The sequence below is a fragment of the Achromobacter sp. K91 genome, assembly GCF_003576205.1.
Taxonomy (GTDB): domain Bacteria; phylum Pseudomonadota; class Gammaproteobacteria; order Burkholderiales; family Burkholderiaceae_B; genus Achromobacter; species Achromobacter aegrifaciens.
The window spans coordinates 1-25,354 of sequence record NZ_QWFB01000080.1; the positions used below are offsets into that span (position 1 = coordinate 1).

Genomic DNA, 25,354 nt, shown 5'->3' on the forward strand with positions numbered 1-25,354 from the left:
AGATGTGTATAAGAGACAGCAGCCGCCCCGCCCCGGCCAGCCGCAGCAACCGGCCAACGCCCAGCAGCAGACCAGCACGCAAGCGGCCACCGGCAACCTCAACGAACGCCGCGACGCCACCACCAACTACGAAGTGGATCGCACGATCAGCCACATCAAGCAGCCGGTAGGCAACCTCAAGCGCCTGTCGGTGGCCGTGGTGGTCAACTACATGCGCGACAAAGACGGCGAACTGCAGCCCCTGCCGGCCGAAGAGCTGAACAAGCTGACCAACCTCGTGCGCGAAGCCATGGGCTACTCCGAGACCCGTGGCGACTCGCTCAACCTGGTCAACAGTCAGTTCAACGATGGCCCGCCGCCGGTGCCGATGTGGCGCGATCCGGAAATGATCTCGCTGTTCAAGACGATCCTGGCCTGGCTGGTCGGTGGCGTGCTGGCACTGTGGCTGTATCGCCTGCTGCGCCGCACGGTGGGCGACTACCTCTACCCGCCGGTCGATCCGGAACAGGCTGAAGCCGAACGCATCGAAGCTGCACGCGAGGCCCAGGACGCGGCCCGCGCCAAGGAAGTGGACCGCTACCAGGACAACCTGGAACGCGCCCGCACGATGGCCAACAAGGATCCGCGCGCCGTCGCGATGGTTCTGCGCACCTGGATGAATAAAGATGAAAAATGATTCCACCCCGCTGGACGGCATGACGCGCAGCGCCGTGCTGATGATGTCGCTGGGCGAAGATGCGGCGGCCGAGGTCTTCAAATACCTCGGCGCCCGTGAAGTCCAGCAGGTCGGCGCCGCCATGGCCAGCCTGAAACAGGTCACGCGCAGCGACGTTGCAGTGGTACTGGAAGAGTTCCGCCAGGAGGCCGACCAATTCATGGCCGTCACGCTGGGCTCGGACGACTACATCCGCACCGTGTTGACCAAGGCACTGGGCAGCGACCGCGCAGCCGGCCTGATCGAAGACATCCTGGAAGCCGGCGAAGGCGGCAGCGGCATCGATGCGCTGAACTGGCTGGATCCGAACACCGTGGCCGAACTTATCGGCGACGAACACCCGCAGATCATCGCGACCATCCTGGTGCACCTGGAGCGCGACCGCGCCGCCGGCGTACTGGCGCTCCTGACGGACCGCCTGCGCAACGACGTGATGCTGCGTATCGCCACGTTCGGCGGCGTGCAGCCCGCAGCGCTGTCCGAGCTCACGGAAGTCCTGAATTCGGTCCTGGCCGGCCAGGGCGCAAAGCGCAGCAAGATGGGCGGCGTGCGCACCGCGGCCGAGATCCTGAACATGATGAACTCGACCCAGGAAGAAACTGTGGTCGCCAGCCTGCGCGAGCGCGACAACGATCTGGCACAGAAGATCATCGACGAGATGTTTGTCTTCGACAACCTGCTCGACGTCGAGGATCGCGCCATCCAGCTCATCCTCAAGGAAATCGACAACGACACGCTCATGGTTGCGCTCAAGGGCGCGCCGGAAGAGCTGCGCGCCAAGTTCCTGCGCAATATGTCCAGCCGCGCGGCCGAAATGCTGCGCGAAGACCTGGACGCGCAAGGTCCGATCCGCATGTCCAAGGTCGAGACCGAGCAGAAGAAGATCCTGCAGATCGCGCGTCGCCTGGCCGAAAGCGGCCAGATCGTCCTGGGCAACCAGGGAGACGACACCTATGTCTGAGGTGGACAGCGGCGCCACGACGCTCATCTCGCGCAGCGCCGCCTGGCGGCGCTGGCAGATGCTGTCGTTCGACGAGCCCGCGGTCGTCGAGGCGGAGCCGGAACCCGAACCCGACCCCGGACCGGATCCCGAAGTGGTGATGGCCCAGCTGCGCGCCCAGGCGCTTGTCGAAGGCCGCGAGGAAGGCCACGCGCAGGGCCATGCCGCCGGCCTGGAAGTTGGCCAACAGGCTGGCTACGAAGCCGGCCTGGCCGCCGGCCGCGAACAAGGCTACGCAGAAGGTCTCGTCCAGGCGCGTGAACAGGGCGCCGCGGAAGCACAGCGCCTGCATGCGCTGGTCGAAGCCTGCGCCGCTTCCCTCGGCTCGCTCGAAGAAAAAATGGGCCAGGGCCTGCTGACCCTCGCCCTGGACATCGCCCAGCAGGTAGTGCGCACCACGCTCGCAGACCAGCCGGAAACCGTTATCAACGCGGTGCGGGAAGTGCTGCACATCAACCCCACCGCCGGCGGCCAGATGCGCCTGTGGGCCAACCCCGAAGACATCGAACTGATCCGCCTGCATCTGGCGGATGAGCTCAAGGAAGGCCACTGGCGCGTCCTGGCCGATGAGTCCATCTCGCGCGGAGGCTGCCGCGCCGAAACGCCCTTTGGTGACATCGACGCCACCTTGCAGACGCGCTGGCGCCGGGTCGCGGCCTCCTTGGGCCGCAACGTATCCTGGGAGGAACCGGTGTGAGCGCCAATCCGGCCTCCCTCCAGCCCGGCCAACCGGCTGCGTCCGCTACTACGGTTCCGGTCATCGACCGCTGGCAGACCCAACTGCAAATCGGCTCCATCCGCGCGGGCTCGACCGATCCGTGGCTCGTCAGCGGCAAGATTACGCGCGCCACAGGTCTGGTGCTGCACGCGACCGGCCTGCGTCTGCCCGTCGGAGCAGCCGCCCGCATCGAAATCGCTCGCGGCCACGACCACTGGGCGGATGCCGAAGTCGTGGGTTTCGACGGCCACACGCTCTACCTGATGCCGCAGGCTGATATCTCGGGCCTGCCGCCCGGCGCCCGCGTCGTGCCTGGCGAGCCCCCCGTGCAACGCCAGATCCCGTTGCCGCGCAAGGCCGAACTGAACGGCAACGCCAAGCCGCAGCTGGGCCGCCACCTGCCGGTGGGCAACGCCTTGCTGGGCCGGGTACTGGACGGCGCCGGCCGCCCGCTGGACGGACTTGGTCCGCTCACGGGCGCCGAACTGGCCCCCCTGTCCGCCCAACCGATCAACCCGCTATCCCGCGCCCCCATCGATACGGTGCTCGACACCGGCGTGCGCGCCATCAATGGCCTGCTCACCGTCGGCCGCGGACAGCGCATGGGCCTGTTCGCAGGGTCTGGCGTCGGCAAGAGCGTACTGCTCGGCATGATGGCCCGTTACACCAAGGCCGACGTCATCGTCGTCGGCCTTATCGGCGAACGTGGCCGCGAAGTCAAGGAATTCATCGAACACAACCTGGGCCCGGAGGGCCTGGCGCGCTCCGTCGTGGTGGCTGCGCCGGCGGACGTGTCGGCGTTGCTGCGCCTGCAAGGCGCCGCCTACGCCACGCGCCTGGCCGAACACTTCCGCGATCAGGGCCTGGACGTGCTCCTGATCATGGATTCGCTGACCCGCTACGCCATGGCGCAGCGGGAGATCGCGCTGGCCATCGGCGAGCCGCCGGCAACCAAGGGCTATCCGCCCTCGGTCTTCGCCAAGCTGCCGACGCTGGTCGAGCGCGCCGGCATGGGCGCGCCTGGACCATCCGGCAAGGCCGGCTCGATCACCGCCTTCTACACCGTGCTGGCCGAAGGCGACGACCAGCAGGATCCGATCGCCGATTCGGCTCGCGCCATCCTGGATGGCCACGTCGTGCTGTCGCGCCACCTGGCCGAAGCAGGCCATTACCCGGCCATCGACATCGAAGCGTCGATCTCGCGCGCCATGACTTCGCTGATCACGCCCGAGCAGTTCGCCGTGGTGCGCCGCTTCAAGCAAAGCCTGTCGCGCTACCAGCGCAACCGCGATCTGATCGCGGTGGGCGCCTACGCTGCCGGCAACGATCCGCAGCTGGACGAGGCCATCGCCCGCTATCCACGCCTGGAAGCCTTCCTGCAACAAGACATCGGCGAAAACGTCGGCTATGAAGCCGCCGTCAGCCAATTGCGCGCCAGTTTCGAATTGAGGGACGCTTATGCCTAGCCAATTGCCTTTGGACATGCTGATCAACCTGGCCAAAGAGAGCACGGACGAAGCCGCCCGCCTCCTCGGCAGGCTCAGCGCCGAACGCACCAACGCCGAACGCCAGCTGTCCATGCTGCACGACTACCGTCAGGACTACCTGGAACGGTTGCAACAGGCAATGACCAGCGGAATGTCCGCCAGCGACTGCCATAACTACCAGCGCTTCATCAGCACGCTGGACGACGCCATCAGCCAACAACAAGGCGTGTTGCGCCAAGCCGACGACAACCTCGCCAAGGGCCGGCTCTACTGGCAACAGGAAAAGCGCAAGCTCAACTCCTACGACGCCCTGGCGCAGCGCGAACTGCGCGCCCAGGCCGTGGTGGAATCCCGCCGCGAACAGCGCGCCAACGATGAATATTCCGCCCGTCTGGTCCAGCGCCAGACCGGCATGCATTAAGCAATACCTAACAGGAAGCCCCAGATGAACGCTCCCCTGCCCCTGCCCTCCATCGCGCCCGCCGCACCCTCGTCGATCGCCGACGCGCTCGGCGCCAAGAGCGCGCCTGTAAACAACAAGAAGGGCCCCAGCTTCTCCGACGTGCTGGCCCAGCAGCGTCCCGCGCAACAACGCCCCAACCAGGCCGCCGACTCGCGCCCCGCGAACAACGGCTCCAAGACGCCGGCTGATGGCAAGACATCCAGCGACCCAGCCGCCCGCGCCGAAGGCGCCGCCGCCGGCGCCATCGACGAGGCGGTGCAAGCCGCCGCGCAGGCCGAGGCAGGCGCACTCGCCGTTGCGGCCGCTCAACCCGCGGTCATACTCCCGCAGCAAGCCCTCGAAATCGCGGCCCAGGCCGCAGAACAAGTGCAGCTCGCGCGCGGCAACGCCACCGCTGCCGCCGCAGCGATGAGCAGCGGCGCCGCCGTTCTGACCGCCGCATTGAATGCCGCCGACGCGGCACCCGCGACGCAGGCGCAGGCCGCTGCCATCGCAGCCTCTGGCGCTGTCGGCCTGACCGCTCCGCAGGCAGAGGCTGCCGCCGCGTTGGCCGCCCGCGAGGCAGAAATCGCCGTACCGGTCGTCACCGCGGCAGCCAAGCCCGGCACTGACGCCGCGGCCGTCGCGCAAACGCCGGTCCGCACCCCGGCCGCTACCGCGCCCGTCAAGGCCGAAACGCCGCGACTCGCTGCGGAGGTCGCGCTGCCCCGTCCCGCGCGCGACGCACGCCCCGCCGCGGACCATGGCACCATGCCAGAACAGACCGACGAGACCCCTGCCCTGGCCAGCGCGCAACAGCAATTCCAGGCACCCCAGCATGGCGCCTCGGCCCAGGACCATCTGGCCCAGGCGCTTGCCGCAGCCGCGCAGCGTCCTGCCACCGCTCCCATTGCAAACCCTGCAGCGGTCGCCGCTCCGGTCGTGCCGGTCGTGCTGCAAGTCGCCACTCCCGTCGGCGGCACCCACTGGGGCACGGAGCTCGGCCAACAGGTCGTCATGATGAGCCACAACGCGCGCCAAGGCATGCAAACTGCCGAACTGCGCCTCGATCCGCCCGATCTCGGCCCGCTGCGCGTCAGCCTGAACCTGTCGGACGGCGTCGCCAGCGCTTCGTTCGTGTCGGCCCACGCCTCGGTACGCCAGGCGATCGAAACCGCCATCCCGCAACTGCAGCAGGCGCTGGCCCAGGCCGGCATCTCGCTGGGGCAGACCAGCGTGGGTGAACAAGCCGCCCAACAGGAGTTCGCGCAACAAGGCGGCAACAGCTCGCAACGCCATGCCGGAGGCGCCCAGACTGGCGCCGAAGCCGTGGCTGAAGCACCGGCTGCGGTAACGGCCCCGCGCAACGCCAACGCGCTGGTGGACACCTTCGCCTGACAAAGCAACGCATCGCTCCCGGCCACGGCTGCGGGCGGTGCAGCAATAGCTTGAGATACGCGGCTTTCGCCCTGTTTTTCGCCTCCAAGCGGAAGCGGCATTTGGGGCAGAATGCTTTCATCCACTAAGAACCCGTTTTCATCAGCGGCAAAACACGCATCGACACCGAGATGGCGACTTCCAAACCTTCACCCATGCCTGCGCGCGGCGCGCCTTCTTCCCGCTCCGGCGGCATGGGCCGTATTCTTCGCCCCTTGCTGGCAATCCTGGTCCTGCTCATCGTTGCCGCGGCCAGCGCCGGCGCAACCTGGTTCATCACCCAACGCATGCAGCCGCAGAACAGCGCAACCGTGCAGCTCGGCGTCGGTCAGGTGCCGGCAGGGCAACCTGGCCAACCCGGTCAGCCCGGCCAACCCGAACAAGGCCCGCAAGCAGCCCCGACCACCTTTGTCGCGCCGCCGGCCAACCCGGTCGCCGTGCCCGCGCCGATCTTCGTACCGATCGAACCCTTCACCGTCACGCTGCAGAATCCTGATACGGAACGCATCATGCACGTGGGCCTGACGTTGCGCGTCAGCGACGAACAAACCCGCACGCGCCTCGAAAAGTACATGCCTGAAGTGCGCAGCCGCATCCTGATGGTGCTGTCGTCGCAATCGCCCACCGGCGTACAGACTCAGCAAGGCAAGACCGACATGGCCAACGCCATCAAGCAGGCCGTGAATCGCCCCTTCTCGCCCCTGCCGGACGGCCAGTACGTCACCGACGTACTGTACACGGCGTTCGTGGTGCAATAAGCATGGCCTACGAGGCATTTCTTTCGCAGGACGAGGTTGATGCGCTGTTGGCGGGCGTCACCGGCGAAAGCGACAGCAAAGCTAGCGCCACGGACCCGAACGCCGGCGCCCGCGCCTACGACCTGAGTTCGCCCGAGCGCGTCGTACGCCGCCGCATGCAGACGCTGGAGCTCATCAACGAGCGTTTCGCCCGGCAGATGCGCCACGTGCTGCTGAACTTCATGCGCCGCAGCGCGGACATCACCGTAGGTTCGATCAAGATCCAGAAGTACGCGGATTTCGAACGCAACCTGCCCGTGCCGAGCAATCTGAACATGATTCAGATGAAGCCCCTGCGCGGCACGGCCCTCTTCACCTATGACCCGAACCTGGTGTTCCTGGTCATCGACAGCCTGTTCGGCGGCGATGGCCGCTACCACACGCGCGTCGAAGGCCGCGACTTCACCACGACTGAACAGCGCATCATCCGGCGCCTGCTCAACCTGACCCTGGAAAGCTACGGCAAGTCCTGGGATCCCGTCTATCCGATCGAATTCGAGTACGTGCGTTCGGAGATGCACACCAAGTTCGCCAGCATCACCGGCAACAATGAAGTGGTGGTCGTCACCTCGTTCCACATCGAATTCGGCGCGACCGGCGGCGACCTGAACATCTGCCTGCCCTATTCCATGATCGAACCGGTGCGCGATCTGCTGACGCGCCCGCTGCAGGAAACCACGCTCGAAGAAGTCGACCAGCGCTGGGCGCAGCAGCTCTCGCGCCAGGTACGTAGCGCCGACATCGACGTGGTAGCGGAATTTGCCCGCATCCCCTCGTCGATCCGCGAACTGATGAGCCTGAAGGTCGGCGACGTCCTCCCCGTGACCGTACCCGAAACCATAGTCGCCAGCGTCGACGGCGTGCCGCTGATGGAATGCGGCTACGGCGTCTTCAACGGCCAGTACGCCCTGCGCGTACAGAACATGTTTACCCACGATACAGAATCCAACGAGGCCTCTGACCATGACTGACAAGAACGAGCCCGGTACCGGCTCGTCCCCGGCCGACGACTGGGCCGACGCGCTCGCCGAACAATCCCGCGCCAATCCGCCCACCCAGGCCGACGGCCTGAAGCCCCAGGACGACTGGGCGGCCGCCATGGCCGAGCAGACCAGTGCGGCGGCACCCGCTGCCGCGCCGGCCCCCGCAGCGGCGGCGCCTGCCGCTCCTGCCGCAGCCGCCCAATCTGCCGCCCAATCCGTATTCAAACCCCTGGCCGGCACCGCCGGCGGCGCTGGCGCCGACATCGACCTGATCATGGACGTACCCGTCCAGCTGACGGTCGAGCTGGGTCGCACCCGCCTGACCATCAAGAACCTGCTCCAGCTGGGTCAGGGCTCCGTGGTCGAGCTGGACGGCCTGGCAGGCGAGCCGATGGACATCTTCGTCAACGGCTACCTGATCGCCCAGGGCGAAGTCGTGGTCGTGGAAGACAAGTACGGCATCCGCCTGACCGACATCATCACGCCGTCCGAGCGGATCAACCGCTTGAACAACCGCCGCTGACCCTGGCGCCATGGACGATACCGCCCTCCTGCGCGTCGTTGCCGGCCTGATCCTGGTCGTGGCCGCCATCCTGGCCTCGGCCTGGCTGGCGCGCCGCGCCGGGCTGACACAACGCGGCGGCGGCAACCTGCTGCGGCAGGTCGCAAGCCTGCCCGTCGGTCCGCGCCAGAGCATCGTGGTGGTGGAATTCGAGAACACCTGGCTGGTGGTGGGCGTCGGCCCGAACCAGCTCAATACCCTGCATACCCTGCCCGCCGGCCAGTTGCCGGAGGCTTCGACCTTGCCCGCGGCCGCCTTCGCGGCCAAGCTGGGCCAGGCGCTCAAGCGCCGCTAGCGCTGCCGCGCCCTCCAAGCGACACCCATGAGTTTGCCCACAAGCACGACACCCGTCCGCGCCCGGCCCGGCGCACTGCACCTGCTCGGCGCCGCCGCCCTGCTGGGCCTTACCCTGTTTCCCGCGGGTGTCGTCGCGCAGGCCACCTTGCCAGCGCTGACCGCCACGCCGGGTCCGAACGGTTCCGAAACCTATTCGCTCAGCATGCAGACCTTGCTGCTGATGACGTCGCTGTCGTTCCTGCCTGCCGCGCTGCTGATGATGACGGGCTTCACCCGCATCATCATCGTGCTGGGCCTGCTGCGCAGCGCCATGGGCACGGCCATGTCGCCGCCCAACCACGTGCTGATCGGCCTGGCGCTGTTCCTGACCTTCTATACGATGTCGCCGGTGTTCGACAAGATCTACACCGACGCCTACAAGCCGCTGTCCGAAGGCTCGATCCAGTTCGAGGCTGCAGTCGAGCGTGCCGCCGCGCCGCTGCGCACCTTCATGTTGCACCAGACGCGCGAGAACGATCTGTCGCTGTTCGCCAACCTGGCCAAGCAGCCGGCGCTGGAAGACCCTACTCAGGTGCCCCTGCGCATCCTGGTGCCGGCGTTCATCACCAGCGAACTCAAGACCGCGTTCCAGATCGGCTTCACCATCTTCATCCCCTTTCTCATCATCGACCTGGTCGTCGCCAGCGTACTGATGGCGCTGGGCATGATGATGGTGCCGCCAGTAACGGTGGCCCTGCCCTTCAAGCTGATGCTTTTCGTGCTGGCCGACGGCTGGAATCTGCTCATGGGCTCCCTGGCCCAGAGCTTCTACCAATAACGCCTGGAGGAAAATCGCCATGACCGCCGAAACCGTCATGACCATGACCTACCAGGCGATGAAAATTGTGCTGGCGATGGCCGGGCCCTTGCTGCTCGTGACACTGGTGGTCGGTCTGGTCATCAGCATCTTCCAGGCCGCCACGCAGATCAACGAAATGACGCTGTCGTTCATTCCGAAGCTGTTGGCCATGTGCGGCGTGCTGGTGCTGCTGGGCCCCTGGCTTATTGGCGTCATGGTCGACTACATACGGCAGCTGATCGGCCAGATCCCCATGCTGGTGTCCTGAGCGGCGCCCGCCGCCGGACACCGGACATTCCCCCATGATCGCCTTCACGCTCGAGCAGCTCAACGGCTGGATCGGCCAGTTTCTCTGGCCGTTCGTGCGCATCCTGGCGCTCGTGGGCACCGCCCCGCTGTTCTCCGAATCGCTGATTCCCATCAAGGTCAAGGTAGGACTGTCCTTCGTGCTGGCCGTCGCGATCAGTCCGGCGCTCGATCCCGTGCCGCCCATCGCGCCCGGCTCGTTTGCCGGACTGTGGATGGTGATGCAGCAAGTGCTGATCGGCATCGCACTGGGATTCACCATGCGCCTGGTATTCGCCGCCGTACAGACCGCCGGCGAATTCGTCGGTCTGCAGATGGGCCTGTCGTTCGCGTCGTTCTTCGATCCGAGCTCCGGCGCCAATACCGCGGTGCTGTCGCGCCTGTTCAACATCATTGCGATGCTGACTTTTCTGGCCTTGGACGGCCATCTGCTGGTCCTGGCCGCGCTGGTTCGCTCTTTCGACACCTTGCCCGTCGCCATGATCCAGTTGCATCAGAACGGCTTTGGCGTGGTGGTGGAATGGGGCAAGACCATATTCGTATCGGGCCTGTTGCTGGCCCTGCCCCTGATCTGCGCGCTGCTGACCATCAACCTGGCCATGGGCATCCTGAATCGCGCGGCGCAGCAGCTGTCAGTGTTCTCTATCGGCTTTCCCGTAACGCTCATCATCGGCGTCACCATTCTGACGGTCGTGCTGCCGCACGCCGGGCCCTTCCTGGAATCGCTGTTCGAATCTGGGCTCACGGCGATGAGCCGGGTCGCCGACGCTCTGGCGGGCAAATAGGACTGGACTGGTAGTGGTGGATGCCGGGCGGTGCGTGACACCGCCCGTTTCCGTTTACTGCTGCCCGGTAAGGCGGAACACCCGGATCGTCTCGCGCAGCGCGCCGGATTGGTTGCCCAGCTGCATCACGGCGCCACCCAGATCCTGAACCAGCGCGGTGTTCTGCACCGTCATCACGTCCATCTGCGACACCGCCGTATCCACCTGCTCGATGCCGCTGGACTGTTCCTGCGAAGCCTGCGAGATCTCGCCGATGATGTCGGTGACACGATGCACGGCGGCCACGATGTCCTGCATCGTCGCTCCCGCCTGCTCGGCCTGCTGGGAGCCCTCGGTCACACGTTCCACCGAGTCTTCGATCAGGCCCTTGATCTCTTTGGCTGCCTGCGCGCTCTTCTGCGCCAGGCTGCGGACCTCGCCTGCCACCACCGCGAAGCCCTTGCCGGACTCCCCGGCGCGGGCCGCTTCCACAGCGGCGTTCAGGGCCAGGATGTTGGTCTGGAACGCGATGCCTTCGATGATGCTGACGATATCGGCGATCTTGCGGGAGCTGTCCGAAATGCCGTGCATGGTGCTGACCACCTGCCCGACCGCCACGCCGCCCTTGCGCGCCACTTCCATGCTGCTGGCCGCAAGCTGGTTGGCCTGACGCGCGTTGTCGGCGTTCTGCCGCACCGTGGACGTCAGCTGTTCCATGCTGGCCGCGGTCTGCTGCAAGGACGCCGCCTGGCCTTCGGTACGACCCGCGAGTTCCTGGTTGCCGCGCGCGATATGCGCTGCGGCATGGGTCGTGCCTTCAATGCCGCGATACACGTCCTGTGCAATCCCGATCAGGCTCTTGCGCATCACTTCCAACGAGAACTTCAAACTTCCGACTTCATCGTCGGAATCCGCCACGATCTGCGTGGTCAGATTGCCCGCGGCCACCTGACGCGCCATATTGGCGGCATCCACCATCGGATCCAGCAGCGAGCGCGACAGGCGCCAGCCCATGCCAAAGATGGCGATGACGCCCAGCGCAATGGCCGCGCAGCCAACGCTCGCGCCCAAGGTGCCCAGTTCCGCCCAATTGGCCCGCAGGCCGTAAATGCCCGCGCCAGCCATGATTGCGGATGACAGCAGCGCGTGGCGCAGCATGCGGCTGCGGACATTGCGCCGGAATGGAAATGCCAGCACGTCCACGCCGCGCCGCCAGCCCGCCCGCACGGGACGCCCGCGCAGGATGCGCACGCCCTTGGCCGTGCCCTCGCGAATTCGGGCATACAAATCCTCAGCCATTTCGATCTGTTCTTCGGAGGGGCGCACCCGTACCGAGGAATACGCCACGACCTCGCCGTTTTCGACGATGGGCGTTGCATTGGCCAGCACCCAGTAGTAACCGCCGTCCTTGCGCCGATTCTTCACCAGGCCCAGCCACGACTCTCCGGCCTGCAGCGTTTCCCACAGGTCTTCGTAGGCTTCGGGCGGCATGTCGGGATGGCGCACGATGTTGTGCGGTTTGCCGATGAGTTCTTCGCGGGAGAAACCGCTGACTTCGACAAAAGCCGGGTTCGCATAGACGATCCGGCCCTTGGTATCAGTACGCGAGATCAGGTATTGATCCTCGCGCAGCTTGGTTTCTACATTGTGGACGGGTAGGTTGACGCGCACAGCTTGCCTCCGGATACATCATGTCGAGCAGCGAATGAATATCGGCGAGCAAACCGGATCTGACGCCCCGCATAGACGTGTTCCCCCGCCAGGTTCGTCAGGCTCCGGGACGGCACGGCCCCGCATTTTCGAACACTGTTCACCGCCCTTTTCAGGCGTTATTGTTGTTAACGACCAAATTTTCGAAAACTTAACGTGCGCATGAATTTGCGCACGCCAAGGCGCAAAGCATATGGACCGCGGCCGCGCATCAGCGCGGCCGCGGTCCTGTTACTGACGTCAGACGACGGGCATCAAGCCTGCGTCAGCGTCGGCGCGGCGTAACCGCCTGACAACTGGTGCGCAGGAACTTCGATCACTTCGCCCGTGTTGATCTTGAACACGGCCACTGCTTCGGCCAGGCGCTGGGCCTGCTCCTGCAGCGAACCCGCGGCCGCGGCCGCCTCTTCCACCAGCGCCGCGTTCTGCTGCGTCACCTCGTCCATCTGCGACACGGCACGGTTCACCTGGTCGATGCCGCTGGATTGCTCTTCGGAAGCGGCCGAGATCTCGCCCATGATGTCGGTCACCCGCTTCACCGAGGCCACGATCTCCTGCATCGTCGCACCCGCACGCTCTACCTGCTGCGAGCCCGCGCCGACCTTGCTCACCGAATCCTCGATCAGGCCCTTGATTTCCTTGGCCGCCTGGGCGCTGCGCTGCGCCAGCGAGCGAACCTCGCCCGCCACCACGGCAAAGCCCTTGCCCTGCTCACCCGCGCGCGCTGCTTCCACCGCCGCATTCAGCGCCAGGATGTTGGTCTGGAACGCAATGCCGTCGATCACCGATACGATCTCGGAGATCTTGCGCGAGCTGGCCGAGATGCCTTGCATCGTGCTGACCACTTCCGACACCGCCGAACCGCCGCGCTCGGCCACATCGGACGCGCTGGCCGCCAGCTGATTGGCCTGGCGCGCATTATCCGCATTCTGCTTCACGGTCGACGCAAGTTCTTCCATCGACGCCGCGGTTTCCTCCAGCGAAGCCGCCTGCTCTTCCGTGCGGCTGGACAGATCCGTGTTGCCCGCCGAGATTTCGCGCGAACCCACCGTGATTTCGTCCACGCCGCTGCGCACCGCGGATACGGTACGGGTCAGGCTTTCCTGCATGCGCTTGAGCGCGGCGAACAACTGGCCGATCTCATTGTGAGAACGCACTTCCACGCGGCTGGTCAGGTCTCCGGCTGCAATCTTGTCGAAATGCTGGCCGGCTTCCACCAAGGGGCGCACCACCAGGCGGCCGAACACCAGACGCGCCAGAATCATCAGCAGCACAGCCAGGCCGACCGCGACACCCACCGCCACCATGGCGAGGTTGAAATTGGCTTCGGCCTTTTCGATCGTGGCTTGCTGCTGGTCACCGATGTACTTGCCAAACTCGCTGAGCGCCTCGATGAAGGCTGCGCTGCGCGGCGTGCCGTACTCGTTGTTCACCATGTAGAAGGTGGAATAGTCTTCGCTGCGCAGGGCTTCGACCATGGTATCCACGCCGTCGTCGATGTAGGAACGATAACGACGGACCAGGTTCATGGACAGCTGGCGGCCCGTATCGTCCTGCAGCATGTTCTTCTGGAAATCGGCGAAACGGCTGCGCACGCCGGTCAGCAGGTCCGTGGCGCCCTTCAAGGCCGCCGCGGCATCGCGGGCCGAGTTCTCGCCGCTGCCCCAGCCGGATTCCTGCAGGTGGCGCGCGGCGACCATCAAGGCAACCCGCGCGCGCAACATGTCGCTGTTGATCACTTCGACCTGCTTCGAACGTTCGGTCAGTGCATTGACCTCGCGAATCGACTCATAGTTGTTCTGCAGGAAATACGCGGCCAGACCGCCCACCGCCGCGATCAACACGGCGAAGAACGCCATGACCCACAGCAACATGGTGCCGACGCGGGCATCGCGCAACCGCAGCTTGCGCTTCACCTTGGGTGCGCGCGCGGCCTTCTTCTTGCCGACCTTTCCGGACTTCGTACCGGACTCGAGACTCGCTTCCATATTATTTCCCCATCCCTCAGGAACTACTCTGACCAAATAAAAAACCACCCGATGGACATGCCTTGTTACACGAGACATGCACTCCGGGCGACGTACATCGCGGCTCGCGCCGCGATGCTCCCCGCTGGACTACAGGGCGCTATTTGCCCTGAGGCTGCAATCCGGCCGATTCACCCGGACCCGGTATGTAGATGGTCTGCACCTCGGGGGCCGCGGCGGGCGGCGCCATGTCCTGACGCAGGTCAGGCATAGGCGCGGGTCCCAGCAGCTTCTGGCGTTCCCAGGGTTCCAGCAAGATATTGGTGCTGTCGACGAGGCGCAGCAGTCGGCCGTCCGGACCGAATTGCAGCAGCGCTTCCTTGCGGCTGTACAAGCCGTCCGCGACGAAGGTGATTTTGAAGGCCCAGAGCGCGAGCAGCGTACCGTCGGTCTGCTTGTAGAGTTTGTCGGGCGGGGCGGTCAGTGCACGTGAAGCCTCTTCCAGCGTCGTTTGCCCAGGGGTCAAGGTCGACAGCTTGTCCGGGTCGAAATTGTGCCCGGACGCCGCGCAGCCGACCAGAAGAACCGCCACCACGGCCGTCGCCAGAAGATGTATATAGCCTCGCATACCCTACCCATTTACCGGCAACGCCGGTGTCAGAAAGATTCCCAGTCGTCATCCGCAGGCGCTGATCGGCGGCCAGCCGTCGCGGCGGGCTTGGCCGCCGGTGCAGCAGCCGGACGTACCGTGGGACGGCGCAGCGGCCGCGCCGCTGTCGCCCCTTCAGCCGCAGCCGGCTTGGTCCGGGCGGAATGCGTCAAGCGCACAGCCGGCACTGCCTTGGCCTCCGCCGCGGGCGCGTCCGCCTGCACTGCGGGCGCGACCGGGGCAGCCACGCGCGCCGCCGGACGTTGAGCCGCCAACTGATGCGCGGGGACTTCGATCACTTCGCCCGCATTGACCTTGAACACAGCCACCGCTTCGGCCAGGCGTTCCGCCTGTTCCTGCAGCGAACCCGCGGCCGCGGCAGCCTCTTCCACCAGCGCCGCGTTCTGCTGCGTCACCTCGTCCATCTGCGACACGGCACGGTTGACCTGGTCGATGCCGCTGGACTGTTCCTCGGAAGCGGCCGAGATCTCGCCCATGATGTCCGTCACGCGCTTCACCGAGGCCACGATCTCCTGCATCGTCGAGCCGGCGCGCTCCACCTGCTCCGAACCCGCGCCGACCTTGGACACGGAATCCTCGATCAGGCCCTTGATTTCCTTGGCCGCCTGGGCGCTGCGCTGCGCCAGCGAGCGCACTTCGCCCGCCACCACGGCAAAACCCTTGCCCTGCTCACCCGCGCGGGCCGCTTCTACCGCCGCATTCAGCGCCAGGATGTTGGTCTGGAAGGCAATGCCATCGATCACCGACACGATCTCGGAGATCTTGCGCGAACTGGCCGAGATTTCCTGCATGGTATTGACCACTTCCGACACCGCCGAACCCCCGCGCTCGGCCACGTCGGACGCGCTGGCCGCCAGCTGGTTGGCCTGGCGCGCGTTGTCCGCATTCTGCTTCACGGTCGATGCCAGTTGCTCCATCGAAGCCGCGGTTTCCTCAAGCGAAGCGGCCTGTTCTTCCGTGCGGCTGGACAGGTCCGTATTGCCGGCGGAAATCTCGCGCGAGCCCACGTTGATCTCGTCCACGCCACGGCGCACCGCAGATACGGTACGAGTCAGGCTTTCCTGCATGCGCTTGACCGCAGCCATCAACGTGCCGATCTCGTTGGTCGAGGTCACGTCTACGCGGACGGTCAGATCACCGCCGGCGATCTTGTCGAAGCTGTCGCTGACAGCGCGCAAAGGCCGCAGAACGACACGATTCATGAACAGGAAGGCGCCCAGCCATACCGCCACGATCAGCACCGCCAACGCGGCGTACACAATGGCCATCGTCGCCGCCTGCGAGCGCGAGGACGACACCATCTCTTCGCTGTAGGAGGTAATGTCTTTGGCGAATTCGCCCAGTTGTTTCGAGAACGCCCCGCTCGCGGCGCCGGCCCTGGTGTTTTTCAAATCCAGGTAAGCCGCCGAATCGCCCTTGTCCAACGCCGACATCATGGATTGCAATGCGTCTGCAAAGCCGTTGAACGAGGAAAGAAGGTCACCCTCGGCGCTCTTTCCTACCGCCGTGGTCTTCGGGATGGCCTTGAAGGTCTCCATCTTCTTCTTGGCGTCGGCGACCAGCTGTTGCACCGTACGGGTGTTCTCGCTGGCGCCATTGGCGTCGCCCGTGGCCCGCTGCGCGGCAGCGATGTCGGCGCGTATGGTCGCGCGCAGCATCTGCGTGTAAGCGTCCTTGATCAGATTCGCCTGCTGTACGCTCAAGCTATCCAGTGCATTGATCGCCTCGGAGTTGGAACGCATGCTGTTCCAGCCCAGGACGATGGAAACCAGCGCGGCCAGCGCTACGGCCAACTGGGCAAGCATCAAGCCCGTACGCACCTTCAGATTGCTAAACATTTCCGTATATTCCGGTAGTCGTCCCGGCGGCACTCTTGCCGCCAGGCCGTAAATAGGGGGGGTAGCTTTACTGCCTGTGCTGCGCTGACGGATCCCTCCGTCAGAAAGACTCCCAATCGTCATCCGCCGCAGGCGTTGGGCGCCGGCTGGAGGCTGGCGCCGCAGGCGCGGCGTCCTTGGCGCTCGCCGGGCGACTGGCTGGCCGGCGTAGCGGACGAACGGTGGTGGCCGCTTCCGCCGCTGGCTTGGGCCGGGCGACCTGAGTCAGGCGTGGCGCAGGCGCCGCCTTGGGTGCAGGTTCCGCCGGCTGAGACGCTTCAGCGTTAGCGGGTTCGGCGGGCACCTTGCCTGCCGCAGCCTGCGGCTGTGCGGGCGGCGCCGGCATGCGGGGCGCGCTGCGTTGCGATGCCAATTGCTGCGCGGGGACTTCGATCACTTCGCCCGCATTGATCTTGAACACGGCCACCGCTTCGGCCAGGCGCTGCGCCTGTTCCTGCAGGGAACCCGCGGCCGCGGCCGCTTCTTCCACCAGCGCCGCGTTCTGCTGCGTCACCTCGTCCATCTGCGATACGGCACGGTTCACCTGGTCGATGCCGCTGGACTGTTCTTCGGACGCCGCCGAGATCTCGCCCATGATGTCGGTCACCCGCTTCACCGAGGCCACGATCTCCTGCATCGTCGCGCCGGCACGCTCCACCTGCTGCGAGCCCGCACTGACCTTGCTCACGGAATCCTCGATCAGGCCCTTGATTTCCTTGGCCGCCTGGGCGCTGCGCTGCGCCAGCGAGCGAACCTCACCCGCCACCACGGCAAAGCCCTTGCCCTGCTCACCCGCGCGCGCTGCTTCCACCGCCGCATTCAGCGCCAGGATGTTGGTCTGGAAGGCAATGCCGTCGATCACCGACACGATCTCGGAGATCTTGCGCGAGCTGGCCGAAATGCCTTGCATCGTGCTGACCACTTCCGACACCGCCGAACCGCCGCGCTCGGCCACGTCGGACGCGCTGGCCGCCAGCTGATTGGCCTGGCGCGCATTGTCCGCGTTCTGCTTCACGGTCGACGCAAGTTCTTCCATCGACGCCGCGGTTTCCTCCAGCGAGGCCGCCTGCTGCTCGGTGCGGCTGGACAAGTCCGTGTTGCCGGCGGAAATCTCGCGCGAGCCCACGTTTATCTCGTCCACGCCACGGCGCACCAGCGCCACGGTGCGGGTCAGGCTTTCCTGCATACGCTTGATAGCGCCAAACAATTGGCCGATCTCGTTGGTGCTGCGCACGTCGATGCGACCGGTGAAATCGCCGCCCGAGATCTTTTCAAAATGGTCGCCCGCTTCCCGCAACGGGCGCAGCACGGTCCGGCTGATGAACAGCCAGCAGCCCAATGCCAAGGCCAGGGAGATCGCCAGCATGACTATCGTGACCGTGCGCGAAACGCCGTGGGCCGCTTCGGCCTGCACCACCAGCTCATCGGTGCTGGAGTCGATATGCGCCAGCACGCCGCCGACGGCCTCTCTCAGAGCCGTGTTCGCCGCGCTCCCCGCGTCGTTCAGATCCAGGTAGTCCTGCACCGCCATGGTCGACAACGCGGCCGCCTGACGCCTGACCACGTCGCTGAATTGCTTGTAGGCGCCTTCCAGCTTTTGATTCAAAGCCTCCGAGCCTTCCAGGCGCGGTGCCTTGCGGTATGCGTCCAGCGCCTGAGCGCCTTCCTGCATCAAACCTTCCGCGCGCTTGGCCTGCGAAGTCGCCTGTTCGGTCTTTCCTTGCTGCAGATCCATCAGCGACGTCGCCAACAGCAAGCGGCCGCGCAGGAACAGGATGTAGGCCCGGTTCAGCTGCGAGGCCTGCGTGGAATAGGCGTCGTTGACCCGCTCCAGCTTCTCATTGCTCGAGTTCAGCCCCATCCACGCCACGCCATTTGAGATGAACATGGCGCCCGTGAAGAGCAGCAACACCAGAACGAGACAGGTGCGGACTTTCAAGTTGACAAGCATGGAATATCCGAGCGTTAAGCAATGTGAAACGACTATTTCCTACTCTGCACGCACACACGGACGCCCCGGCCCCTGGCCAGTAGCGTCCGCAAAGGCGCAACCCTACGCACCCGATGGCGCGCTTTTGAACCTACCGCATTGCTACTTGCGGCTGAACAGACTTGATCCCTGGATGGTCATGAATGCTGCCGACGCCGCTTGCAGCGCGACCTGGCGCAACGCGAGCTGGCTGGCGCCTTGGTAGTAGTCCAGTTCTTCCAGATCAGACAGAGACTTCGAGTAAGACAGGCCTTTCTGCGTACCCGTGGAGTTCAGTGCGTCCAGTTCGTTCATCCTGGCGCCGACCGAAGCCTGCACCGTGAGAACGTTGTCGTAGGTGTTCGCCAGCTTCTTGTTGGCCGTCGCCAAAGCGTTTTTCAGCTTGGCGGTCGCCACGGGGTCGCCGGAGCTAGGCGCGTCCAAGGCAGCGATGACATCGTCCAGAGTGGCGAATACGTCCATGTCGGCGGCTTGGACGCTTTCGACGTTGATCACGTCACCCGCCTGCGGGGCGCCATTGACCGATACGGATACACCGCTGCCCAGATTGATCGTGGTGCCATCGGAGTAAGCCGTCGCAGGCGATCCCACAGCAGGCACGGTCGCGCTGGTACCGTCGGGATTCGTCGTCGTGACCCGATAGCCAATCGTTCCGGTAGCTGCGTCGGTTTCAAACTGCACGGCAAACTTCTTGCCCACATTGGCCGAACCTGGTGTCACAGATGCCGGGCCGAACTCGACAGTGCCGGTATTCGAGTCAGCTGCTGAAGTGACAAACGCTTGCGAACCTGGATTGGCGCGGCCGAAAATGTCCTTGCCCAGATCACTGCTGGACAGTTGGCGGCTTTGGTCCACCTGAATGGTCCGCTCTCCGACCGAATTGCTATAAACGATCTTGCCAGTCGCATCCTTGGAGTATGGCACCACGCTGCCATCGTTGCCCGAGAACAGATATTGGCCATTGCCGTCCGTAGTATTGGCAAGCCCCAACAAGGCATCACGGGTGCTTTTAAGCGCAGTGGACAAGGTTTGGCGGTCGCTATCGGAGAGCACCCCCCCCGACTGCACGATACGCGTACGCGCTTCCTGCAAGGCGTTTGTCACCGCCGTCAACGTATTGCTTTCCTGCCCCAAATTCGTGCTGGCGGTCTGGCGGTTCATGCCATACGTATTGTTCATGCTCTGCGTCTGAGCCACGCTAATGGCCAACGCAGCGGCCAGGGGATCATCCGCCGGAGTCAGGTTCTTGCGTCCGCTACCGACCTGTTCAACCAGGCGGTTCATATCGGATTCCTGAGAGAGAACGCCCTTAAGGCCGTTCGAGTACATCATCGAGGTGCTCAGGCGCATGGTGAAGCTCCGAAATTTTCTTTATTGGTCACGATTCAACGATCCGATCAGCCGCGCAGACCCAGCAGCGTATCGAACATGGTGCTGGCCACGTCAATGATGCGAGCACTGGCTTGATATTGTTCCTGGTACAGCGACAGGCTGACGTATTCTTCGTTCAGGTTGACGCCCGAGACAGCCTGCTGCGCCGCAGTCTTCTGCGTGATCAGGTTTGCCTGCGCGGTCGCCGCGGACTTGAGTTGAGCGGTTTGCACCCCAACCGTATTCACCACCTGGCCGAACATATCGTTCACGCTCATCGTGCCATTACCAAGCACCTTGCTGTTCTGCAGCTGAGCCAGTTTCAGCGCGTTCTTGCCGTTGGCGTCACCGCCTTCTAAGTCGGCCGCCGCGATCTTGTAAGGATCGGAGATCAGAACGGTAAGATCGCGTGCCGCATCGCGCGTGGGTGCCAGCGACCATTTGTCGCCAGCCTGGGGCGGCGCGCTGATGGTCAGGGTCACACCCATCTCGCTGTCGAGATTTAGCGTGCCCGGCGTCCCGGTGGCCGGACCGTTGTAGACCTGCGAACCTTCCGGCATGCGCAGCACGCGGTAGTTCGTGCCGTCGAAGGAAATCTCGTATTCCTTGGCGTTGATGTTATTCAGGTTCGTGAACTGACCCGAAAGCGACGCGTTGCTCTTGTTCTGCGCATTCGGTACGCCCTGCGGCGAACCGATGCCAAAGAAGTCCGTGCCGGGATTGCCGTTCTGGTCCAGGCCCTGCTTGTGCTGCTCGTTGAAGGACAGCGCCAGGCCGACGGCCATCTGACCTAGCTGGCTTTGCATGACATCCAGCGAAGTCGCGCGGAACTGCAGCAGGCCGCCCAGCGACCCGCCGGTCACTTCCGCATCGTCCAGCTCCACGGCGACCGTCTTACCAGAGCCGGCCGGCAGCGTGTAGGCAATGGCGGTACGCCCCGTATCCTTGGAGGCAGCCACCGCTTGCAACGGATAGATGGTGTTGCCGGATAGCAGCGCCTGGCCACCGTTGGCCAACGTAATGTTGATCTTGTCGCCTTGTTCGTAGGTGGTGATGCCTACCAGCTGATTCAGTTCCATGACGGCCTGATCACGCTGATCCAGGAGATCGTTCGGAGGACTGCCGCCCGCCTTGCCCGTAGCCAGCGAGATTTGCTGGTTCAGATCGTCGATACGCGTCAGATAACTGTTGACCTGCTCGACCGTCGTGGTGATCTGCGTGTTCAGGCCGATGCGCTGGTTTTGCATCTCGGTGTAGGCCGAACGGATCTGGGTGGCCAGGCTATTGGCCTTGCCCAGCAAATCCTGGCGTGCGGCAGGGTCGGCAGGCTTGCTGGCCACCGCATTCATGCTGGTGAAGAAATTGGTCAGGCCCGGCGCGATGCCGACGGTGCGGTCGGCGAACAGGTTGTTGATTGCCGAAACCTGGTTGTATTGCGTCTGCAACTGGGCGCCACTGCCCTGAGCGCCGACCAGTTGCTTGTACAGGAAACTGTCGTAGCTGCGCACGACCGTGTCGACCTGCACGCCTCGGCCTATGTAGCCGTTGCTGGTCGCCTGGGCACCGGCAGTCGAAACCATGACGCGCTGGCGGTTGTAACCGACCGTGGTGGCATTGTTGATATTGTGGCTGGTGGTGGCCAGCCCTGCCTGAGCGGCGTTCAGCCCGCCCAGCGCCAATTTATACATATTCATGCTGACAATGCCCCGTATTTAACCGCTGATATACCTGGATATCCAATTAACGGCAGGAGGTGATCCGAATTTAGAGTCCTTCCAACATCTGGCGAGAAATTTCCACCTTGGATGCCGCGCCCCGCAGCTGGCTCATCACGCCGATCAACTTTTGCGCATACTGGGGATCCGTCGCATAACCCGCGTCCTGGATCCGGCGCGCCGCCTCGATCTCGTTGCGGGCCTGCGTGACGGCCTCGTAGCGCGGGCTGTTGCCGATCAGACGGGCGTAATCCGCGAACGATTCCTCGTAGGACGCGTAGGCGCGGAAAGGTTGCGTCACCTTTTTCGCCACGCCGTCTTCGTATTCAGTAGTCAGTACGTTGACAACCTGCCCCTTCCAGCTGGATCCCGCCTTGATGCCGAACAGGTTGTAGCTGGTGCTGCCGTCCTGGTGCTTGATCTCGCGCTTGCCCCAGCCCGACTCCAGCGCCGCCTGGCCCATGATGAGGCGGGCCGGCACGCCGCTTTGCTGGGAAGCGAGATTGGCTGCGCGCGACATCTTGGACACGAAGGCGACCACGTGGTCGGGCGCGCCTTCCGCAGCGGCCAGCGCCCGGTTCTGCGCGCTGTTATTGCGCATCACATTCAGCAATGCCGACACTTCGCGCGAGCCAGCGGCGCGGAAATCGAGGTCCGCGCCCTCTCCCAGGCGCTTGACAGCATCCGCGCCCAACTCGCCGGGCTTGCCCTGCTGCATCTGCGCCAGAATGGCGCCGGACAGGCCGATGCCAGGCGACGCCAGATGCAGGGCCAGCTGCTCGTCCGCCATGGACTGCAGCATCTGCGTCTGCTGCGAGTCGAACAGCCCTTCCTTGGGCGTCGCCTCGCGCATGCGCTTGACCATCATCTGCAGGAACAGGGCCTCGAACTGCTTGGCAACCTGTTTCTGCTGCTCGGTCCCCTCAGGATCCTTTTTGACATCGCGCTTCAGGTCAGACAGGCGGCCCATGTCGAAAACCGAATCCTGCCGGCTGGCGCCGCGCGCCGCATCATTGGTGTACGCCATGGCCGTCAGATGATTTCCAGTTCGGCGCGCAAGGCGCCGGCGGTCTTCATGGCCTGCAGAATCGCCAGCAGGTCCTGCGGCGTGGCGCCCAGGGCGTTCAAGCCCTTGACCACATCCGCTAGATTGGCGCTGGTGCTCACGCGTTGCAGGGAACCGTTCTCCTGGCGCACCTCGATCTGCGTATTGGGTACCACCACCGTCTGCCCTTCCGTGAAAGGCGTGTCAGGCTGCGATACCTGGTTCTGGCGATTGATGATGACCGACAGATTGCCGTGGGCCACGGCGGCTTCTTCGATCATGACGGTGCGGTTCATGACGACCGAACCCGTGCGCGCATTGATGATGACCTTGGCCACCGTGGGCGCGCGCGCCACCTGCAAGTCTTCGAGCTGCGATAGGAAGCGCGCCTGCGAAGCCTGATCCATCGGTGTGCGCACCTGCACCACGCGTCCGTCCAGCGCAGTGGCGGTGCCTTGGCCGAACTTGCGGTTCAACGCCATGGCCACATTCTGCGCCGTGCCGAAATCGGTATTGTTCAGTTCCACATAAACGTAGCCGTCACGCGCGAACGTGGTGGGCACGCCGCGCTCTACGATGGCGCCCGCGCTGATGCGCCCGCCATTCAACTGGTTGATCTGCACGCTGGAGCCACCGGCGGAGGCGCCCGCGCCGCCCACCAGGATGTTGCCCTGGGCGATCGCGTAGACCTGGCTATCGGCCCCCTTGAGCGGGGTCATCAGCAATGTGCCTCCGCGCAGGCTCTTGGCGTTGCCCATGGACGAAACCACCACGTCCAACGTCTGGCCCGGACGGGCGAAAGCCGGCAGCGTGGTCGTGACCATGACCGCGGCCACGTTCTTCAATTGCATATTGCTGCCGGGCGGAACGGTGATACCGAGCTGCGACAACATATTGGTCAGACTTTGCTGCGTGAACGGCGTCTGCCGCACCTGGTCGCCGCTGCCATCCAGACCCACGACCAGGCCATAGCCGATCAGCTGGTTGCCCCGCACGCCCTGGATCGACGCCAGGTCCTTGAGCCGTTCGGCGTGCGCCGCACCCGCGCCGGCCATCAGCCCGACCGAAATGCAGACGCGCGCCAACAAGGACACCAAGGCGGATATCGGATTCGGTTGTTTCATGTTCAGAACGGCGAAGCGATCAGGAAGAAGCGTTGCAGCCAGCCCATGGTCTGGACTTCGTCCATGACGCCTTTGCTGCGGTACTCGATGCGGGCGTCGGCCACCTGCGTGGACGACACGGTGTTGGTGCCGGTAATGGAGCGCGGATCGACTACGCCGGAGAAGCGCACAAATTCGCTGCCCCGGTTGATGGCGATCTGCTTTTCGCCCGCGACCTGCAGGTTGCCGTTGGACATCACCCCCACCACCGTGGTCGTGATGGTGCCGGTAAAGGCATTGTTCGCCGTGCTGTCGCCCTTGCCCTGCGACACATTGCCGCCCTTGGCGTCGGTGTTCAGGTTGGCATTGGCCCAACTATCCATGAAGGACGGCGCGGCGGCGATGCCCAGGGAAGCGCTGCCGCTGCGGTTGGTGTTGGTGGCGACGTTCTTGGAAGCGTTGGTCTTTTCGTTCAGGACGATGGTGACGATATCGCCCACGTTGCGCGGCCGGCGGTCCTCGAACAAGGGATAGTTGCCGTAGGTCGTCGGCTGATAGATCGAGCCCGTGGGCTGCGCCATGGGCGTGGGCGGCGGCGGCGGCGCCGCCGTCGTCGGCCCGGTCACGATGGGCTCGGGCGGGATCATGGCGCAACCGGCCACCAGCATAGCCAGGGCCGCACTCGATACCAGGCGCAGGACAGACATGGGCATCACAGTTGGGTCAGGCGGGCCAGCATTTCGTCCGAGGTCTTGACGGCCTTGCTGTTCATTTCGTAGGCGCGCTGGGTGGTGATCATGTTGACCAGCTCTTCAGCGACGTTGACGTTGGAGGTTTCAACGTACTTCTGCATGATCGAACCGGCGCCGTCCACGCCAGGCTGCAACAGGTTGGCGGGTCCCGAAGCGTCGGTCTCCAGGTACAGGTTCTCGCCGACGCTCTGCAAGCCGGTGGGGTTGATGAACGTGGCGATCTGCAGCTGGCCGATCTGCACGTTGATGCCAGCGGCGCCGGGCTGCGTCACCGAAACGATGCCGTCGTTGCCGATGGAGATCGACAGCGCATTGTCGGGGATGTTCATCGGCGGCTGGATCACGTAGCCGCTGACGGTCGTCAACTGGCCGTTCTGGTCGCGTTGCAGTGCGCCGTCGCGGGTGTAGGCCTGGGTGCCGTCAGGCAGTTCGACCTGCAGGAAACCACGGCCATTGATGGCGATATCCATCTCGCTGCCGGTGTTGTTCAGATTGCCGGCGGTGTGGATGCGCTCGGTCGCGGCCACGCGCGCACCGGTACCCAGTTGCAGGCCCGACGGCAGCTGGGTAGCGTCGCCGACTTGGGCGCCAGGCTGACGCAGCGTCTGGTACATCAGGTCCTGGAACACGGCGCGACCACGCTTGAAGCCATTGGTCGAAACGTTGGCCAAGTTGTTCGAAATCACGTCCATGGAAGTCTGCTGACCTTCCAGACCCGTCTTGGCGATCCACAACGAACGCATCATGATGAAGTACTCCTGGTGCCGCGGCCCTGCCGCGCGCAAAAAATGTTTCTAGTTCAGTTGCC

At 64.5% G+C, this 25,354-nt stretch carries 24 protein-coding genes; 13 read left to right on the forward strand and 11 right to left on the reverse strand.

From position 1 onward, the window contains the following. The 13 genes from DXK93_RS30340 to fliR all read left to right on the forward strand — a co-directional run. A partial coding sequence (locus DXK93_RS30340; protein ID WP_305000461.1) for a flagellar M-ring protein FliF C-terminal domain-containing protein occupies window positions 1-676 on the forward strand: 676 nt, incomplete at its 5' end. Further along, window positions 666-1,676, forward strand: coding sequence for a flagellar motor switch protein FliG (gene fliG, locus DXK93_RS30345; protein ID WP_054456694.1), 1,011 nt, complete (start codon window positions 666-668; stop codon window positions 1,674-1,676). The genes DXK93_RS30340 and fliG, both read left to right, overlap by 11 nt. Further along, window positions 1,669-2,412, forward strand: coding sequence for a flagellar assembly protein FliH (gene fliH / locus DXK93_RS30350; protein ID WP_054456693.1), 744 nt, complete (start codon window positions 1,669-1,671; stop codon window positions 2,410-2,412). Before fliG ends, fliH begins: the two co-directional genes overlap by 8 nt. Continuing rightward, window positions 2,409-3,899, forward strand: coding sequence for a flagellar protein export ATPase FliI (gene fliI, locus DXK93_RS30355; protein ID WP_054456692.1), 1,491 nt, complete (start codon window positions 2,409-2,411; stop codon window positions 3,897-3,899). The genes fliH and fliI overlap by 4 nt, the downstream gene beginning before the upstream one ends. After that, the gene (gene fliJ, locus DXK93_RS30360) at window positions 3,892-4,341 is read left to right on the forward strand and encodes a flagellar export protein FliJ (protein WP_054456691.1); all 450 of its coding nucleotides are present in this window, start codon (window positions 3,892-3,894) and stop codon (window positions 4,339-4,341) included. Before fliI ends, fliJ begins: the two co-directional genes overlap by 8 nt. 24 nt (window positions 4,342-4,365) lie before the next feature. Further along, window positions 4,366-5,760 carry a flagellar hook-length control protein FliK gene (locus DXK93_RS30365; RefSeq protein ID WP_119452078.1) on the forward strand — a complete coding sequence of 465 codons (1,395 nt, stop codon included), beginning with the start codon at window positions 4,366-4,368 and terminating at the stop codon, window positions 5,758-5,760. Between the two features lie 170 nt (window positions 5,761-5,930). Beyond that, a complete protein-coding gene (gene fliL, locus DXK93_RS30370) occupies window positions 5,931-6,557 on the forward strand; it encodes a flagellar basal body-associated protein FliL (RefSeq protein ID WP_054456689.1) in 627 nt (208 codons plus the stop codon). A 2-nt stretch (window positions 6,558-6,559) separates the two neighbouring features. After that, window positions 6,560-7,567, forward strand: coding sequence for a flagellar motor switch protein FliM (gene fliM / locus DXK93_RS30375; RefSeq protein WP_119452079.1), 1,008 nt, complete (start codon window positions 6,560-6,562; stop codon window positions 7,565-7,567). After that, a complete protein-coding gene (gene fliN / locus DXK93_RS30380; RefSeq protein ID WP_119452080.1) occupies window positions 7,560-8,102 on the forward strand; it encodes a flagellar motor switch protein FliN in 543 nt (180 codons plus the stop codon). Before fliM ends, fliN begins: the two co-directional genes overlap by 8 nt. 10 nt (window positions 8,103-8,112) lie before the next feature. Continuing rightward, window positions 8,113-8,436: a flagellar biosynthetic protein FliO gene (gene fliO / locus DXK93_RS30385; RefSeq protein WP_119452081.1), complete on the forward strand. Its 324-nt coding sequence runs from the start codon at window positions 8,113-8,115 to the stop codon at window positions 8,434-8,436. 27 nt (window positions 8,437-8,463) lie between these two features. After that, the gene (fliP, locus tag DXK93_RS30390; protein ID WP_054456685.1) at window positions 8,464-9,255 is read left to right on the forward strand and encodes a flagellar type III secretion system pore protein FliP; all 792 of its coding nucleotides are present in this window, start codon (window positions 8,464-8,466) and stop codon (window positions 9,253-9,255) included. Between the two features lie 19 nt (window positions 9,256-9,274). Continuing rightward, window positions 9,275-9,544 carry a flagellar biosynthesis protein FliQ gene (gene fliQ / locus DXK93_RS30395; RefSeq protein WP_008163193.1) on the forward strand — a complete coding sequence of 90 codons (270 nt, stop codon included), beginning with the start codon at window positions 9,275-9,277 and terminating at the stop codon, window positions 9,542-9,544. A 34-nt stretch (window positions 9,545-9,578) separates the two neighbouring features. Beyond that, window positions 9,579-10,367, forward strand: coding sequence for a flagellar biosynthetic protein FliR (gene fliR, locus DXK93_RS30400; protein WP_119452082.1), 789 nt, complete (start codon window positions 9,579-9,581; stop codon window positions 10,365-10,367). A gap of 54 nt (window positions 10,368-10,421) precedes the next feature. Here the strand turns inward: fliR and DXK93_RS30405 are convergent, their stop codons facing one another. From DXK93_RS30405 to flgG, 11 genes are all read right to left on the reverse strand, one after another. After that, on the reverse strand, window positions 10,422-12,017 hold the full coding sequence (locus DXK93_RS30405; protein WP_054456683.1) for a PAS domain-containing methyl-accepting chemotaxis protein: 1,596 nt from the start codon (window positions 12,015-12,017) through the stop codon (window positions 10,422-10,424). A gap of 293 nt (window positions 12,018-12,310) precedes the next feature. Beyond that, complete coding sequence (locus tag DXK93_RS30410; RefSeq protein WP_054456682.1) at window positions 12,311-14,044, reverse strand: methyl-accepting chemotaxis protein; 1,734 nt, start codon at window positions 14,042-14,044, stop codon at window positions 12,311-12,313. A gap of 139 nt (window positions 14,045-14,183) precedes the next feature. Then, on the reverse strand, window positions 14,184-14,651 hold the full coding sequence (locus tag DXK93_RS30415) for a hypothetical protein (protein ID WP_119452083.1): 468 nt from the start codon (window positions 14,649-14,651) through the stop codon (window positions 14,184-14,186). 29 nt (window positions 14,652-14,680) lie between these two features. Further along, window positions 14,681-16,531 carry a methyl-accepting chemotaxis protein gene (locus tag DXK93_RS30420; protein WP_119452084.1) on the reverse strand — a complete coding sequence of 617 codons (1,851 nt, stop codon included), beginning with the start codon at window positions 16,529-16,531 and terminating at the stop codon, window positions 14,681-14,683. A 100-nt stretch (window positions 16,532-16,631) separates the two neighbouring features. After that, window positions 16,632-18,521, reverse strand: coding sequence for a methyl-accepting chemotaxis protein (locus tag DXK93_RS30425; RefSeq protein WP_119452085.1), 1,890 nt, complete (start codon window positions 18,519-18,521; stop codon window positions 16,632-16,634). 141 nt (window positions 18,522-18,662) lie between these two features. Next, window positions 18,663-19,910 (reverse strand): flagellar hook-associated protein FlgL, encoded by a 1,248-nt coding sequence (flgL, locus tag DXK93_RS30430; protein WP_119452086.1) that lies wholly within the window; start codon window positions 19,908-19,910, stop codon window positions 18,663-18,665. A 47-nt stretch (window positions 19,911-19,957) separates the two neighbouring features. Then, window positions 19,958-21,625 carry a flagellar hook-associated protein FlgK gene (gene flgK / locus DXK93_RS30435; protein ID WP_119452087.1) on the reverse strand — a complete coding sequence of 556 codons (1,668 nt, stop codon included), beginning with the start codon at window positions 21,623-21,625 and terminating at the stop codon, window positions 19,958-19,960. A 70-nt stretch (window positions 21,626-21,695) separates the two neighbouring features. After that, complete coding sequence (gene flgJ, locus DXK93_RS30440; protein WP_054456676.1) at window positions 21,696-22,673, reverse strand: flagellar assembly peptidoglycan hydrolase FlgJ; 978 nt, start codon at window positions 22,671-22,673, stop codon at window positions 21,696-21,698. A gap of 5 nt (window positions 22,674-22,678) precedes the next feature. Beyond that, the gene (locus DXK93_RS30445) at window positions 22,679-23,815 is read right to left on the reverse strand and encodes a flagellar basal body P-ring protein FlgI (protein WP_119452088.1); all 1,137 of its coding nucleotides are present in this window, start codon (window positions 23,813-23,815) and stop codon (window positions 22,679-22,681) included. A gap of 2 nt (window positions 23,816-23,817) precedes the next feature. Beyond that, complete coding sequence (locus tag DXK93_RS30450) at window positions 23,818-24,507, reverse strand: flagellar basal body L-ring protein FlgH (protein WP_119452089.1); 690 nt, start codon at window positions 24,505-24,507, stop codon at window positions 23,818-23,820. Further along, window positions 24,507-25,292, reverse strand: a complete 786-nt coding sequence (flgG, locus tag DXK93_RS30455; protein WP_054456673.1) for a flagellar basal-body rod protein FlgG — start codon at window positions 25,290-25,292, stop codon at window positions 24,507-24,509. Before flgG ends, DXK93_RS30450 begins: the two co-directional genes overlap by 1 nt. Between the last annotated feature and the right edge of the window lie 62 nt (window positions 25,293-25,354).

Coding starts and splice junctions, on each gene's coding strand:
- fliG (WP_054456694.1), top strand. CDS start 666: ATGAAAAATGATTCCACCCCGCTGGACGGCATGACGCGCAGCGCCGTG.
- fliH (WP_054456693.1), top strand. CDS start 1,669: ATGTCTGAGGTGGACAGCGGCGCCACGACGCTCATCTCGCGCAGCGCC.
- fliJ (WP_054456691.1), top strand. CDS start 3,892: ATGCCTAGCCAATTGCCTTTGGACATGCTGATCAACCTGGCCAAAGAG.
- DXK93_RS30365 (WP_119452078.1), top strand. CDS start 4,366: ATGAACGCTCCCCTGCCCCTGCCCTCCATCGCGCCCGCCGCACCCTCG.
- fliL (WP_054456689.1), top strand. CDS start 5,931: ATGGCGACTTCCAAACCTTCACCCATGCCTGCGCGCGGCGCGCCTTCT.
- fliM (WP_119452079.1), top strand. CDS start 6,560: ATGGCCTACGAGGCATTTCTTTCGCAGGACGAGGTTGATGCGCTGTTG.
- fliN (WP_119452080.1), top strand. CDS start 7,560: ATGACTGACAAGAACGAGCCCGGTACCGGCTCGTCCCCGGCCGACGAC.
- fliO (WP_119452081.1), top strand. CDS start 8,113: ATGGACGATACCGCCCTCCTGCGCGTCGTTGCCGGCCTGATCCTGGTC.
- fliP (WP_054456685.1), top strand. CDS start 8,464: ATGAGTTTGCCCACAAGCACGACACCCGTCCGCGCCCGGCCCGGCGCA.
- fliQ (WP_008163193.1), top strand. CDS start 9,275: ATGACCGCCGAAACCGTCATGACCATGACCTACCAGGCGATGAAAATT.
- fliR (WP_119452082.1), top strand. CDS start 9,579: ATGATCGCCTTCACGCTCGAGCAGCTCAACGGCTGGATCGGCCAGTTT.
- DXK93_RS30410 (WP_054456682.1), bottom strand. CDS start 14,044: ATGGAAGCGAGTCTCGAGTCCGGTACGAAGTCCGGAAAGGTCGGCAAG.
- DXK93_RS30415 (WP_119452083.1), bottom strand. CDS start 14,651: ATGCGAGGCTATATACATCTTCTGGCGACGGCCGTGGTGGCGGTTCTT.
- DXK93_RS30420 (WP_119452084.1), bottom strand. CDS start 16,531: ATGTTTAGCAATCTGAAGGTGCGTACGGGCTTGATGCTTGCCCAGTTG.
- DXK93_RS30425 (WP_119452085.1), bottom strand. CDS start 18,521: ATGCTTGTCAACTTGAAAGTCCGCACCTGTCTCGTTCTGGTGTTGCTG.
- flgL (WP_119452086.1), bottom strand. CDS start 19,910: ATGCGCCTGAGCACCTCGATGATGTACTCGAACGGCCTTAAGGGCGTT.
- flgK (WP_119452087.1), bottom strand. CDS start 21,625: ATGAATATGTATAAATTGGCGCTGGGCGGGCTGAACGCCGCTCAGGCA.
- flgJ (WP_054456676.1), bottom strand. CDS start 22,673: ATGGCGTACACCAATGATGCGGCGCGCGGCGCCAGCCGGCAGGATTCG.
- DXK93_RS30445 (WP_119452088.1), bottom strand. CDS start 23,815: ATGAAACAACCGAATCCGATATCCGCCTTGGTGTCCTTGTTGGCGCGC.
- DXK93_RS30450 (WP_119452089.1), bottom strand. CDS start 24,507: ATGCCCATGTCTGTCCTGCGCCTGGTATCGAGTGCGGCCCTGGCTATG.
- flgG (WP_054456673.1), bottom strand. CDS start 25,292: ATGATGCGTTCGTTGTGGATCGCCAAGACGGGTCTGGAAGGTCAGCAG.